Annotated in this window: 14 protein-coding genes and 1 riboswitch; all 14 genes read right to left on the reverse strand. The window is 42.2% G+C overall.

All coding sequences use genetic code 11. The features are described 5' to 3' along the window. Window position 1 precedes the first annotated feature (1 nt). On the reverse strand, window positions 2-460 hold the full coding sequence (locus HMPREF2853_RS01950; protein WP_001211252.1) for a CtsR family transcriptional regulator: 459 nt from the start codon (window positions 458-460) through the stop codon (window positions 2-4). Window positions 461-578: 118 nt separating this feature from the next. Beyond that, window positions 579-1,307 (reverse strand): ABC transporter ATP-binding protein, encoded by a 729-nt coding sequence (locus HMPREF2853_RS01955; protein ID WP_049501307.1) that lies wholly within the window; start codon window positions 1,305-1,307, stop codon window positions 579-581. Then, window positions 1,307-2,314: an ABC transporter substrate-binding protein gene (locus HMPREF2853_RS01960; protein ID WP_049501306.1), complete on the reverse strand. Its 1,008-nt coding sequence runs from the start codon at window positions 2,312-2,314 to the stop codon at window positions 1,307-1,309. Before HMPREF2853_RS01960 ends, HMPREF2853_RS01955 begins: the two co-directional genes overlap by 1 nt. 36 nt (window positions 2,315-2,350) lie before the next feature. Further along, the gene (locus HMPREF2853_RS01965) at window positions 2,351-3,109 is read right to left on the reverse strand and encodes an ABC transporter permease (protein WP_161800219.1); all 759 of its coding nucleotides are present in this window, start codon (window positions 3,107-3,109) and stop codon (window positions 2,351-2,353) included. After that, window positions 3,072-3,362, reverse strand: coding sequence for a thiamine-binding protein (locus HMPREF2853_RS01970; protein WP_002880743.1), 291 nt, complete (start codon window positions 3,360-3,362; stop codon window positions 3,072-3,074). The genes HMPREF2853_RS01965 and HMPREF2853_RS01970 overlap by 38 nt, the downstream gene beginning before the upstream one ends. A 72-nt stretch (window positions 3,363-3,434) precedes the next feature. Then, window positions 3,435-3,537, reverse strand: a riboswitch (TPP riboswitch). A 102-nt stretch (window positions 3,538-3,639) separates the two neighbouring features. Continuing rightward, window positions 3,640-6,273: a DNA polymerase I gene (polA, locus tag HMPREF2853_RS01975; protein WP_049501318.1), complete on the reverse strand. Its 2,634-nt coding sequence runs from the start codon at window positions 6,271-6,273 to the stop codon at window positions 3,640-3,642. Between the two features lie 84 nt (window positions 6,274-6,357). Continuing rightward, on the reverse strand, window positions 6,358-7,467 hold the full coding sequence (locus HMPREF2853_RS01980; protein ID WP_053092657.1) for a CHAP domain-containing protein: 1,110 nt from the start codon (window positions 7,465-7,467) through the stop codon (window positions 6,358-6,360). Window positions 7,468-7,566: 99 nt separating this feature from the next. Next, window positions 7,567-7,833, reverse strand: coding sequence for a Veg family protein (locus HMPREF2853_RS01985; protein ID WP_001278165.1), 267 nt, complete (start codon window positions 7,831-7,833; stop codon window positions 7,567-7,569). Window position 7,834: 1 nt separating this feature from the next. Further along, window positions 7,835-9,187, reverse strand: coding sequence for a replicative DNA helicase (dnaB, locus tag HMPREF2853_RS01990; RefSeq protein ID WP_000852476.1), 1,353 nt, complete (start codon window positions 9,185-9,187; stop codon window positions 7,835-7,837). Between the two features lie 43 nt (window positions 9,188-9,230). After that, a complete protein-coding gene (gene rplI, locus HMPREF2853_RS01995; protein WP_000864211.1) occupies window positions 9,231-9,683 on the reverse strand; it encodes a 50S ribosomal protein L9 in 453 nt (150 codons plus the stop codon). Continuing rightward, window positions 9,680-11,653, reverse strand: coding sequence for a DHH family phosphoesterase (locus tag HMPREF2853_RS02000; RefSeq protein ID WP_000739996.1), 1,974 nt, complete (start codon window positions 11,651-11,653; stop codon window positions 9,680-9,682). Before HMPREF2853_RS02000 ends, rplI begins: the two co-directional genes overlap by 4 nt. Before the next feature lie 175 nt (window positions 11,654-11,828). Next, the gene (locus HMPREF2853_RS02005) at window positions 11,829-12,809 is read right to left on the reverse strand and encodes a nitronate monooxygenase (RefSeq protein ID WP_256283325.1); all 981 of its coding nucleotides are present in this window, start codon (window positions 12,807-12,809) and stop codon (window positions 11,829-11,831) included. A gap of 64 nt (window positions 12,810-12,873) precedes the next feature. Further along, window positions 12,874-13,791, reverse strand: coding sequence for an MBL fold metallo-hydrolase (locus tag HMPREF2853_RS02010; RefSeq protein WP_000137959.1), 918 nt, complete (start codon window positions 13,789-13,791; stop codon window positions 12,874-12,876). Between the two features lie 3 nt (window positions 13,792-13,794). Further along, window positions 13,795-14,907 carry an acyl-CoA dehydrogenase family protein gene (locus HMPREF2853_RS02015; protein WP_000221881.1) on the reverse strand — a complete coding sequence of 371 codons (1,113 nt, stop codon included), beginning with the start codon at window positions 14,905-14,907 and terminating at the stop codon, window positions 13,795-13,797.

The raw sequence follows: 14,907 nt of genomic DNA on the forward strand, positions 1-14,907 counted from the left end.
CTTACTTCTCTTTTCTATCTACCTCTTGTAATAGCTGTCGGAGCATATTGGCACGGACAACTGAGGATTCCTCCCCTAGAACACGATCTGTTGCTACAGAAGTCAGTAAGGTCATCTCCTGCTTGGTCATCAAGTCCTGCTCCACCAAAAGCTGGAGAATATCCTCATAAATCTCCTGACTAACTCGCTCACCAATCGAGTAAAGCAAATCGCGGAGCATCTCATGATGATTGGAAAACTCAATCCGTCCGATGCGAATGTAGCCTCCGCCACCACGCTTACTCTCAACTAAGTAACCTCTGCTTTCAGTAAAACGTGTCTTAATGACATAGTTGATCTGACTTGGCACAACCTGAAAGGTATCTGCCAACTGGCTCCGCTGCAATTCCACGATACCAGCTTGGTCTAAAATTGCCTTGATATAGGCTTCGATATGATCTGATGTATTTTTAAATCTCATAGTAAATCAAACTCCTTCTTTGAACCTTGACTATCTTTGACTATTATACCGAAATTTTCTCATTTTTAAAAGAAAAAGAGCGCTGGTAAAGGATAATCTTCACCAACTCCCTATTTTTCTACTTATCTAAGCCTAATTCTGCCAAGATTTGACGTTTGTAGGCAATCTTTTGAACTTCCTTGTCCTCATCTTCAGACCAATCTAGTTTGACTTCAGAGACGATCTGTCCAGGCCGATTTTTCAAGATATAGATACGGTCACTTAGATTGAGGGCTTCCTCAATGCTGTGGGTGATGATCAAGGTCGTCAACTCCAGCTGTTTGTGAATCGCCAGATACCAAGCGTGAAGTTCCATCTTGGTCATCTCATCCAAGGCACTAAAAGCCTCGTCCAAGAGAAAGAGCTTGTGCCCGAAAAGGTAGGTGCGGAGTAAGGCTACACGCTGACGCATCCCACCACTGAGTTCATGAGGATACTTATCTCGTATAGCAGTCAGCTGAAAGGTCGCAAGGATGTCATCCGCTCGGGCAATGGCCTCCGCCTTATCCACCTTTTGAATCAAGAGGGGCAGGATGATATTGCCAAGGACTGTCTTATGCTCCAAGAGGAGATCCTTTTGCAACATATAACTCACGCGCCCCTTGGGATTCTCCTCTCCATCAAGGACAATTCTTCCCGACTGGACTTCTAAAATTCCAGCGATTAGATTAAAGAGGGTAGTCTTGCCTACACCACTTGGACCTAGGATAGAAACCACTTCACCCGAAGCCACCTGCAGGTTGATATCTTCTAAAATCTTTTCATCGCCATAGGCATAGCTGACGTGTTCTAGTCTAATTTCTGTCATTATTTCACAAATTCATTGGTGAAGCCTTTGTCAGTCAAGTCTTCTTTGAGGATACCATTTTCTTTATCCCACTTGTAGAAAGCATTCCAGCGTTCTGCGTCAAATTGTCCCCATTTTTCCTTGTCGCTTGCGTATTCTTTTGACAAGTATTTTTGAGATTCGATGACAAAGTCGCGTTTTTCCTTAAGTTCGGGGGCATTCTTGATGAGGATATCTGCAGCTTCTTCTGGGTGTTCCATAGCGTATTGGTAGCCTTTTTTGATGGCTTGGATGACTTTACGAGCTTCTTCTTTATTGTCTTTCAAATAGTCGTTGTTTGCGATGATAACTGGTGAATAGTAGTCAAACTCTTTAACGTAGTCTTTCAAGTACATGAAGTTGGCGTCTACACCTTGAGATTTGGCAAGAATACCGTCCCAACCGTAGTAGATCCAAGCAGTGTCAAAGACACCGTTGGCAATCGGTGTGATCGAGTTTGAATCGTTGTTTGGTACTTTTTCGACCTTCTCAAAGTCTCCGCCTTGAGATTCCACCAAGGTTTTCAACATAGCAAGCTCAGTCGGGTCATTCCAAGTTCCGTATTTCTTCCCAACCAAGTCTTTTGGACTGGTGACATTGTCAGATTTACGTGAGATGATTCCAGATGTATTGTGCTCAACGATAGCGGCAACGGCAGTAATCCCTGCCCCTTTTTCCAATTTCTTAGCCATGTAGTCTTGGAAATAGATAGCAAATGGTGCCTTGCCATTGATCACTAGGTCAGAAGAACTTTCTTCTGGTGGCAATTTCAAGTCAACATCCACTCCAGCTTCTTTGAAATAACCTTTTTCCTTGGCAACATAAAGCCCTGTGTGGTTGGTATTTGGTGTCCAGTCTAGGATAAAGTCAATTTTCTTGAGTTCTGCTTCTTTGTTGTCCTTAGAAGCAGTCCCTTGACCACAAGCCACAAGTACGACAGCTACAAGAGCTGTTACAATCGTTAAAAACACTTTCCATGTTTTCTTCATTTTCATTTCCTCTTTTCTTTTTCTAAAACGCTCTATTTAAGTACGTTTCCATTTGATCACATATTTTTCACTGATATCGACCAACTTCATACCGAGAAGGCTGATAAGCGACACCAGAATAATAATGGCAAACATGGTGTCATACTGAAACAGTTTCTTTGACTGAATCATGTAGACACCTAGTCCTTCAAAGCCTCCCAACCACTCAGATACCACTGTTGTGATAAAGGCATAGGAGACACTGACCCTCAGACCTGCATAAAAGTAAGGCAGACTGACTGGGATTTTAAAATGCCACAGGATTTGCCAAGGGTTTGCTCGCATCAGACTAAACAAGGTCAGCATATCCTTGTCACAGTGCCTAAAACCGTCCAAAATACTGACGATGATAGGGAAGGTTGTCGTCAGGATAATCAAGACAATCTTGGGCAAAATCCCATAGCCTAGCCACAAGACCAAGATAGGCGCTATGGCAATGGTCGGAATGGTCTGAACAACCACCATCATAGGATAAATCAAGTCATTGAGCCAAGTCAGACTATCCATGAGCACCGCCATAAGACAGGCAATCAAGACTCCTAGAACTAGACCTAGTAAAGCCACTCTCAAGGTCGCCCAGCTATGGTACCAGAGAAATTCTCTGTCACGAACAAAGGACTGGAGAATCTCAAGAGGAGTTGGCAGGATAAACTTGGGTAAAAGTTTGAATATGCCCGCTAACTGCCAGATTGACAAGACTCCTAGAAAACCCAATAGACTAATGTGTCGTCTCAGTATACTTTTCAAGTTTGTCATCAATACTTAAAATCTCTCCTACATTTATTTTGACATTGGCAAAGACATTATCTGCCTCCTGCCCGGCCACTTCAAGCGCTTCTTTGAGAATGCGCATGAGCTCATCCAACTCCCCTTCCAAGACCGTTTCAAAGGGTGTCACCACCATAGTCACGGACTGAGCTTGCAGATAAGCAATCACTTGATCGATAATAGCAATTCGATCAATCCCCTGTGATAGGGGCAAGACTTGCAAGGCAATGCTTGCTTTCATAAAATCCTCCTCTTCTCGGCTTTCCTTTTGAACAAAAAGAAAAACCTTTGCCATATATGGAAAAGGTGCAGAATTCGGCTAAGTATCGTTCCCTACGCTGGCATTACCCAGATCAGGTGCGGTCGAAGTTTAACACTTCCTCTCAGACTGTACACAGACTCCCATATCTTATATGGAATATAGTAACGCAAATGCAAGGAAAAGTCAAGGAAACTGCTTACAGAAAACTATGAAAAAGAGTTTGAAGACAAATGCTTCAAACTCTATCATAGCTTTCTTATTTAGCCTCGTACCAGGTTGCCCCTTCATTCTCATCAGCAATGAGTGGGACACTAAGCTGGATGGCTTCTTCCATGGTTTGTTTCACTAGTACTTTGACAGCTGCTAGTTCTGATTTCGGAACCTCAAGGACGATTTCATCATGCACTTGCAAGAGCATCTTGGTCTGATAACCACCCTCAACCAGAGCTTTGTCTAGCTGAATCATAGCAATTTTGAGAATATCTGCTGCCGAACCCTGAATAGGGGAGTTAATGGCAGTTCGCTCTGCAAAACCACGAATGTTAAAGTTGCGCGAATTTATATCTGGTAGCTCTCGACGACGCTTGAAGAGGGTCTCTACATATCCCTTGTCACGCGCTTCACGTACCACTTCTTCCATATAGTTTTTAATCCCAGGAAAACGCTCAAAGTAGGTATCAATGTAGGCTTTGGCCTTCTTACGACTAATACCAAGATTGTTCGCCAAACCAAAATCTGAAATCCCGTAAACCACTCCAAAGTTGACAGCCTTGGCATTGCGACGGTCGTTTGGCGTCACATCCTCAGGACGTTCAATTTCAAAGACACGCATAGCTGTCGAAGTATGGATATCTGCTCCCTCTTGGAAGGCCTTGATTAAGTGCTCATCCTTAGAGATATGCGCCAAAACGCGCAACTCAATCTGTGAATAGTCGGAGCTAAGAAGGACACTATCCTCCCACTCTGGCACAAAAGCCTTACGAATGAGGCGACCTTGTTCCAAGCGAACAGGGATATTTTGCAAGTTTGGATCTACACTAGACAAACGCCCAGTCTGAGTCAAATCTTGCACATAGCGCGTGTGGATCTTGCCATCATCTAAAATCCAATCCTGCAAGCCAACCACGTAAGTCGATTGAATCTTAGCAATCTGACGGTAGTCTAGAATTTTTTTGACAATCGGTGCAATAGGAGCCAGACGCTCCAGCACATCCACTGCTGTCGAGTAACCTGTCTTGGTTTTCTTGGTGTATTCTAGAGGAAGTCCCAGTTTTTCAAAGAGAAGTACGCCCAACTGTTTAGGTGAGTTGATATTAAATTCCTCACCAGCCAGCTCATAAATCTCTTGGGTGAGTCGCTCAATGACAATCTCATTTTCAGCTTGCATCTCAAGTAGGGTTTCTTTTTTAACCTTGATTCCAGCAATTTCCATCTTGGCAAGGACAAAAGCCAGAGGTTGCTCCATGTCATAGAGAAGATCTAACTGCCCGTGTTCACTGAGTTTTTCAAGCAAAACAGGCTCCGTCTCAACCAATACAGCAACCTTGCGAGTCAAGTGCTCCAAGAATTTCTCTCTCTCAGGGATAGCTTTCTTGACCCCCTTACCGTAGAAGGTCTCATCATCAGCCAAATAAGTCTGGCCATAGAGATTCGCAATGGTTGAAATTTCATTGTTCTCGACAGTAGAGAGGAGGTATTTGGCCAAACGACTGTCAAAAGCAGGGGCCTGCAAATTCAAGCCCAAACGATTTAAAAGAACCTTCGCTTTCTTAAAGTCATACACTTTCAGAGGTGTTTTTTCTAGAAAATTCTTGAGAATCGGCTCCTGCAAGAGCTCAAGTTTGTCTGTAGCGTAAAGTTTATCCCCACAGGACCAGGCAAAACCAACCAAGTCATCTGTATGGTAATTCTCACCAAAAAGCTCAAAGTGGAAGATAGAGTTGGCGCTCAGCATGTCTTGACTGACTTGGTCAACGATAGTGAAATCCAAACTTTCAGGCGCATCCGTTGATGACACATTTAAAGCTTGCTTGAGCTGTTTGAAGCCCATCTCATCGTAGAATTTCCCGAGATTTTCCACATCTGGTCCACTATAAAGCAAATCATCAAGGCCAATCTCAATCGGTGCCTGAGTCTCAATGGTCGCCAAGGTTTTAGACAGGAAGGCTTGTTCCTTGTCATTGATGAGATTTTCCTTCATCTTAGAAGCCTTCATCCCATCGATATTTTCATAAATACCCTCTAACGAACCGTGTTCTAGCAAGAGCTTGATACCCGTCTTTTCACCGATCTTAGTGACACCAGGGATATTATCAGACTTATCCCCCATAAGAGCCTTAAGATCAATGAACTGAGCTGGTGTGAGGCCCATCTTTTCCATGAGATAGTCTGGCGTAAAGGCCTCAAACTCAGCCACACCTTTCTTGGAAATCTCGACCACCGTATGCTCATCCGTCAACTGGATCAAGTCCTTGTCTCCGCTGACAATAGTCACTTCAAAAGAATCCTTCTCAGCCAAGCGACCTAGGGTCCCGATGATATCATCTGCTTCATACTGGGCCAACTCATAGTGGCGAATCCCAAGATGATCTAGCAACTCACGAATGAAGGGAAATTGCTCACGAAACTCATCTGGAGTTTTAGCACGACCACCCTTGTAGTCTGCATACATCTCTGTACGGAAAGTCGTCTTACCTGCATCAAAAGCTACCAAAACATGACTGGGCTCAACACGCTCCAAGACGTGATTCAACATGAGTTGAAAGCCATAGATTGCATTGGTATGAAGGCCATTAGCATTTTTAAAACGATCCAACTGCTGATAGAGCGCAAAAAAAGCTCGAAAAGCAACTGAAGATCCATCAATTAATAATAATTTTTTCTTGTCCATACACCCATTATAAAGGAAAGCAGGGAAAAATACCATCGGAAAGAATAGGCAAATGGTAGTGAAGCCCTCTTTTTTATATTCTTTCTAGATTCTAGCTCCGTTACTATCCACTCGATAGCCATCCACAGTGGTATTCACTGCTAAAGCCCCTGAAGCATTGACGTAGTAATACTTTCCTCCTACTTGGAACCACTGGCTAGACTTCATAGCCCCTGAACTCTCCAAATAATACCATGTTCCATTTTCCTTTAGCCATCCTGTCTGCATCTCCCCTGATGCCTTTAGATAGTACCAATGCAAACCATCCTTCACCCAACCTGTTGACATGGTTCCATTGTCTTTAAAGTGATACCAACTGCCATTTATTTTCTTCCAACCAGTTGCGAGTTTCCCGTTCTCACGGTAATTCCAACTCCCTCCTTCTTTTTTCCAGCCTTTTTCTGTATTGCTTAGCTCTGCATACTGCACATATCTTCTAGAACCGCTATAAGACAAATAACCGAGCCACTTATAACCATCCTTTTCAAGAACTTGATCATAACTCACACTCTCACCAGCATAATAGTAGTCAATAACTTGTCCTGTGCTTGCTGGCTGGTCCATAATTGGCAATTTCCCCGTGAACACTATTGTCCCACTGGACGGAAGCTCTGAGCTACGAGCACCCTCACTCGCACCATGGCTAGCGGATAAATCCTTGAAATGAATAAAACCCGTCATCGAACTAGCCTTGACTTTTCGACGGTTATACTTTTCTCGAACCCCATAGTTATACTCTTCGATTTCAATCGTATCCCCTGATACATTTGATACCCAGGCCACGTGCCCATAATATCCTTCTGTCGACCAAGCAATAGCCCCAACTTCTGGCTTAGTATCCACACGGTAGCCTTCTCGCCTTGCACGATGTCCCCATTCATTCGCATTTCCGTAGGCAGGAGGAATCTCAAAGCCATTTACACTACTCAAACGAAAGGCCGCAAAAGAGGTACACTGGCGAGAATACATCCGCCACTGATCGATTTCAACACTACCATTTTTGTAGTGAAGCGGATAGTCATCTCCACGCGCTACACTATCGGCCTGAACCGATTCTCCACCAAACAAAAAGGTACTTGTAACAAACAAAGTAGCCAGCCCTAAACCCAACTGAGTATATCTACTCTTCTTAACTCCTGATTTAAAAAACGTCATTCATTCTCCTTAATAATATAAATTTCCGAGGTTACCCTCGTTTATACTATTCGGGAGAAAAAGAAAAAAGTGAGCAAAGCTCACTTCATTTTAGGATTCTTAGTCTAGATAGCGAATCAAGTTCTTTTCTGTCAAGATATCTGAGTAGGTGAAGGATTCAACATAGACATTGGCTTGTTTGTCTCCTTCAACATCCCCAAATTCAACGATAAATAAAGATGGATAAACCTCAATTAACTTACCCAGTCTGTTTTTTTGGCGCTTACGGCCATTCTCCAAAGTCATTTCAACGACTTGTCCCTCATGCGCCTTGATCTCTTCTTTGATTTTTTTCATCTTGGCTACATCTGTAAATGCATCTGACATCTTATGCCTCCCTCTTTGAGATACTTGAAAATTTATTGTATTCTTTTTGGAAAATCAATTCCACCGTTCCACGAGCTCCACTACGGTTTTTCTCGATGATAACCTCAACCTTGTTATTTGGAATTCCTTCCTCTTCTTCACCCGCACGATCGTAGTAGTCGTCACGGTACAGAAAGGCTACGATATCCGCATCCTGCTCGATAGAACCCGATTCACGAATATCAGACAAGACTGGTCTCTTATCCTGACGCTGTTCCACTCCACGAGATAACTGACTAAGAGCAATGACTGGAACCTTTAGCTCCTTAGCTAGAATTTTTAACTGACGAGAAATTTCAGAGACTTCTTGTTGGCGGTTCTCACGACCAGTACCTGTGATAAGCTGTAGGTAGTCGATCAAAATCAAGCCTAGATTGCCTGTTTCTTGAGCCAGTTTACGTGAACGCGAACGAATTTCCGTGATCCGAATCCCTGGTGTATCATCGATATAGATACTCGCGTTGGCTAGGTTCCCTTGAGCAATGGTATATTTTTGCCACTCCTCATCAGTCAATTGACCCGTACGGATAGAATGGGACTCCACCAAGCCTTCGGCCGCCAACATACGGTCTACTAGACTTTCCGCACCCATTTCCAGCGAAAAGATAGCAACCGTCTTGTCCAACTTAGTCCCAATGTTCTGAGCAATGTTCAAAGCAAAGGCCGTCTTACCAACTGCTGGTCGCGCCGCTAGAATAATTAATTCCTCCTCATGGAGACCTGTCGTCATATGGTCCAAATCACGGTAACCCGTTGCAATACCAGTGATATCCGTTGTTTGTTGTGACCGAACTTCTAGGTTCCCAAAGTTGATATTTAGAATATCTCGGATGTTCTTGAACCCACTACGATTGGCGTTTTCGCTAACATCAATGAGTCCCTTTTCAGCCTGAGCGATGATTTCATCTGCAGGCTTAGAAGCCTCATAGGCTTGGTTGACAGACTCTGTCAACTTGGAAATCAAGCGACGTAGCATAGCCTTTTCCGCTACAATTTTAGCATAATATTCCGCATTCGCTGAAGTTGGTACTGAGTTGACAATTTCAACAAGATAAGACAAGCCACCAATATTTTGGAGATCCCCTTGGCTATCCAAAATCGTCCGAACCGTCGTCGCATCAATCGCTTCCCCACGATCCGACAAATCTACCATCGCTTGGAAAATCAACCGATGAGCATACTTAAAGAAGTCACGAGAATCAATGTATTCTCGGACAAAAACGAGCTTACTCTCATCTATAAAAATAGCTCCCAGAACAGATTGTTCTGCTAAAATATCCTGAGGTTGAACTCGCAGTTCCTCTACTTCTGCCATCCAACTTTCCTTCCTTTTACAATCTTGTCAAGAAGTTGTAAACTTAACCTTCTTTTACACGAAGATTGATGACACTTGTAACATCTTGATAGATCTTCACTGGTACATCAATCAAACCTACTGCTCGAATTGGTGCTTGCACTTGAATATTGCGTTTGTCAATCTTAATACCAAACTGCTTTTGCAATTCTTCTGCAATTTTCTTGTTAGTGATAGAGCCAAATGTACGGCCATCTGGTCCAACCTTTTCAACAAACTCTACAACTGTTTCTTCTGCCTCAAGCTTAGCCTTGATGGCTTTTGCTTCAGCAATCATTTCAGCATGAGCCTTTTCTTCTGATTTTTGTTTTCCACGCAACTCACCCACTGCTTGAGCAGTCGCTTCCTTGGCCAAATTCTTTTTAATCAGGAAGTTTTGAGCGTAGCCAGTTGGTACTTCCTTAATTTCGCCTTTTTTTCCTTTTCCTTTAACATCTGCTAAAAAGATTACTTTCATTCTTCTTTCTCCTTTTCCTTTAGTTCTTCCAAGATTAGTTGAGTCAATTTTTCTCCTGCTTCCGACAAACTCATATCCTCGATTTGCGCGGCAGCTAGATTAAAGTGACCTCCACCACCCAACTCTTCCATAATGCGTTGCACATTGATTTTACTACGACTTCGAGCCGAGATAGAGATAAATCCTTGTGTATTTTTTGCCAGAACGAAACTAGCCTCAATACCAGACATAGCCAGCATAGCATCGGCAGCCTTACTGATAACAACTGTGTCATAAGACATTGAGTCCTTAGCTTGAGCAATCAAGATATCTGAACCTAACTTACGACCTTGTAAAATGAGTTCATTTACCTCACGGTACTCTTCAAAATCTGTCGCAGCAATCTCCTGGATAGCAATACTGTCACTTCCCCGTGTTCTCAGATAGCTAGCCACATCAAAGGTTCGGCTCGTCACGCGAGATGTGAAATTCTTGGTATCCAGCATCATACCAGCCATCAAAACACTGGCCTGCATACGACTCAAACGATTCTTCTTAGAATTTTGGAACTGAATCAATTCTGTGACCAACTCACTGGCACTACTTGCTCCACTTTCAATATAGGTGATGACTGCATTCTCAGGGAAATCCTGATCACGTCTATGATGGTCAATAACAATAGTTTGAGTGAACAAATCATAAAAATCTTTTGACAAAGTCAAAGCCGTCTTGGAATGATCCACCAGAATCAATAATGAACGGTTTGTAACTAACTTCATCGCATCTGTAAGAGATAAAAGCTTCGTGACATCTTCCTTCTTCAAGAACTGAATAGCACGTTCGATATCTGCTGGCATATGGTCTGCATCATAGACAGCATAACTGTTCTCAATAATATTACTTGCAAACAACTGCATACCAACAGCAGAGCCCAAAGCATCCATATCTAGATTTTTATGACCGACTACAAAAACCTGATCAACACTTCGAATCTTATCAGAAATGGCTGTCATCATGGCTCTGGTACGTGTACGAGTACGTTTGATAGACGCAGCAGTTCCTCCACCAAAGTAGACTGGATTCTTGGTTTCGTTATTTTCCTTGACCACCACCTGGTCACCACCGCGAACTTCTGCTAAGTTCAAGTTGAGCAAGGCAATTTTCCCTATCTCTTCATGGTTTCCATCACCATAAGAAAATCCCATACTTAAAGTTAGGGGTAGCTGCCTCTGTTTTGATTCTTCTCGGAAACTATCAATAACGGAGAATTTATCATTCATCAATTCCTCTAGTACCGTGTAATCTGTGAATACATAAAAACGATCCATCCCCACACGGCGAGAAAACATAGCATACTTACTAGCAAATTCTGAAACAAAATTGGCTACAAAACTATTGATATGACTGATATCGGAGTCAGATGTCGCATCCTCCAAATCATCATAGTTATCTACTGAGATGACTCCAATGACTGGACGGCTAGTTACCAATTCTACAGTTGCTTCGTACTCCCCAGAAACATCAAAGAAATACAAAACACCCGAAGCCTTGTCCATATGAACAGCATATCGTGTTTCGCCCAAGGTAGCATACGAACCAGGATTTCCAACAGAAGCCTTGATGATGGTTTGAATTAACTCAACATCAATTTCGCCCTCTTCAGTAGTTAAAATCAGCTCAGCATAGGGATTAAACCATTCCACTTCGCCACTAGATAAGTCTAATTTCAGGACTCCCACCGGCATTTGATCAAGCAAAGTACTCAAGCTATTTTCAGCTTGATGATTTACGTATTGGATTTGTTCAATTTCGCTCTTTTCATACTGTTTTTTTTGCCAGACAAATAAAAGCAGATAAAGAAGTACAAATAAAAACAAGACACTGATTGTTACAACATTATTTTGTGAAAAAATAATCAGCATTGTTAAGGTTCCGAAAGTTGCAATCCCTAGTAGAATCGCAGAATTCGGAGTTAAATTATTTTTTTTCATTCTAAACCTCTTGCGCATTATTATATCACAAATGCCCTTAAAAAGCGACCTTTAAAGAGAAAGCACTGCTTTTATTATAGTAAGATACTCTTAAAGAAACCATACATAAAAAAGGAGAGCAAATGCCTCGCTCTCCTTTTTCCACATCAGTGCAGAATCTTCCGCCTAGATTACATTATTCACCTAATTCTAGTCGAATGTCTTGTAGGCGCTCTTGCGCCTGTTTCACAATTGATTCTAAAATAGACTTACATGGTTTGATGTCTTTCACCAAACCTGCAATTTGTCCGCTCATCATTGAACCATGAACTGTATCACCTTCATAGACAGCCTTAGATAGGGAACCGATCGTAATTTCTTCCAGTTCCTCTCGGTTTGTACCTTTCTGCTCTAATTCAATATAGTGATCTGTCATCTCATTGCGAATACAACGAACTGGCGCTCCCGCGATGCGACCTGTAACCGCAGTCGCTGTATCACTTGCCGCCAAAATAGCTTCTTTATAGGCTGGAGAAATTGGACATTCTTCTGAAGCAAGAAAAACTGTTCCCATTTGAACTCCTTGTGCACCTAGGGCAATCGCAGCAGCCAGCCCTCGGCCATCTGCCACACCTCCGGCAGCAATGACCGGAATTGATACCGCATCAACGATTTGCGGGATAAGAGCCATTGTATTGGTCTCTCCTATATGCCCACCAGCTTCTGAACCCTCAGCGATTACAGCATCAACTCCCAATTCTTCCATTTTTTGAGCATGCTTGACACTGGCAATAACTGGAATAACCTTGATTCCTGCTTCTTTCAAGTAAGGCATGATATGCTTAGGTGTTCCTGCACCTGTAGTTACCACCGGAACCTTTTCTTCGATGATAACAGTCACAATATCCTTGATGTTTTTCATCATCAACATAATGTTGACACCAAAAGGCTTATCTGTCAACTTTCTCAATTCACGAATTTCTTCTCGCAACTGCTCTCCAGTCATACCACCTGACGCAATAATTCCTAGTCCTCCAGCCTCAGAAACAGCTGCTGCTAGTTGATAGTGGGAGATTTGAGCCATGGCCCCTTGGAAAATTGGATATTGAATCTGTAAAAGTTTTGTAATTGACATATGAGTCCTCCTTTTATTTTCTGTTGATTCTTGTTGGCAAATGGATGCATAGTGCACCAATATCCCCGTCAACAAGAAAATGTTACATTTGTCTCCTCATATTCTGCTATCCTAAAAAGTCTGGCTTACGATCCTGCTCATCTGTAAAAGGAATAAGTGGGGGGCGAGAACGTAGAACATAATCTACCAACTCCTTCCCTTCCTTATCAAACTCTACCACCGCGAAAAATTGATCATGATAAAAGAAAAACTTGTAATGATTCTCAAAAGCCTGACGCAACCATTTCTCTTTGGCTAAAATGGATTTCATAGGATAATCATCTACTGCTGGAACCCAGAGAGGATTTCGATGAACATGTGATAACATCAAGTCCCCCATGTGGATCATCGTATCTTTCCCCTGTTTGAGCAAGATAATACTGTGGCCATTGCTGTGACCACTTGTGTGAATCATTTGGATTTCTGGAATGACATTGATATACTCTGAGAAAGTCGTCACCTGATCTTGAATCGGTTCCCAATTCTCTCTCAGATAAGTTCCTCGTGTTCGATTATTAGGGTTTCTCATCTCATACCATTCGACATCATTCACAATAATCTTGGCATTTGAATACTTGGAAACCAACTCTCCTTGATCATTCACACGCGTCAAGCCACCAGAATGATCATGATGCATATGTGTCATCAGCACGATGTCAATATCTTCAGGCGATAGTCCTAAAAGAGATAAACTTTCTTCTACCCGACTTTCAGTTAAGATTCCTAAGTTGCGCCTTTGTTTATCAGATAATTTTGCTGTATCAAAACTTGCATCTATCAAGTAATTTTTACCCTTGTACTGGATCAAAATAGGATCCGTCAATTCTGCCATCATATTAGCATCATTTGTTGGGTAGTAACGAGACCACACAACTTTCGGAACCGGACCAAAAAGAGTCCCTGCATCCGTCAATTTATCGGCTCCACGTAGCCATGTCAGTTTCATATCATGAAATTGATATTCCTGTAAGGTGAGTTCTGTCATGCTTTACTCCTTTATCCATTGGGCTGCTATTCTTTTACGAATCGAATCCCCAGATTTTCCATAGATTTCAATCGTTTTGGCATCCTTTAGATAACGGTCTATGGGGATGTCATCCAAGGTTTGAAGAGGTCCAATTAATCTAATAATTTCCTCAGAAATCTCAATTGCTACTTTTGTCGTATAAAGTTTTATCTGAGATACAAAGAGAGAATCCGCCTTCATCCTATCCTTGTAGGAAGCAAAGTAAGATTCAGCCGCACACAGCTTAGTATACAAGTCTGCGAATTGATGTTGATAGACTGTCGCATCGATTAATGGTTTCCCAAATCTTCTTTTGACCTTTACAAAAGCCAGACCTGTTTCAAAAGCTCCCTCAGAGATACCAATAGAGATAGCGCTTAATCCTAGCTGTAATTTTTTGATAATATCATTTAACTGAGTTTCCCCATTTAGCGTCAATCCTAGAAGACTATCTTCTGGCAATATGACCTGATCAAAAGTTACCGAATTCACAGGCAAACCCTGTAAACCAGGTTTTGCAATATCATCTCCAAAAGCAACTCCCGGTCGAGTCGTATCAACAATGAAAAATCCGTATCCATATTCTCCGTTAGCTTCTTGAACCTTGGCTAAGATTAACAAAATATCTGTATAGCGGCAATTTGATACAATTGACTTCTTCCCAGTTAAAGACCAACCTGTTTCTGTTTTCCTTGCAGTTGTTGCAATAACCTCCAAGCTGTCCATCAATTTTCCTTCAGAAAATCCCAAGCCAGCTAAGATTTCTCCCCTTACTAATGGTTCTACATAACGCGATTTTTGTTCCTGACTCCCATATCGTAAAATAGGATAGATACCATAACATGCCTGAGTTAGTAGAACAGCAGAAAAAGCAGGAAAATCTTTTGAAATCAAGCGAATAAAGGTTAAAAACTCGGTTCTCAAAACAGAATCTTGACTATCTAAAAGCAAGGAAAAGATATCAAATTGCTCAATAAACTGATAAAGCAATTCTCTAGGGAACTGTTGTTCATCCTCATGAGACTTGAAATAGTCCCGAATCAACACTTTCACGTCTGCCTTCAATTCTCGCGCCAGCACGTCATTATAGGTCAT

This window comes from Streptococcus sp. HMSC077F03 (assembly GCF_001812375.1).
GTDB lineage: Bacteria > Bacillota > Bacilli > Lactobacillales > Streptococcaceae > Streptococcus > Streptococcus oralis_S.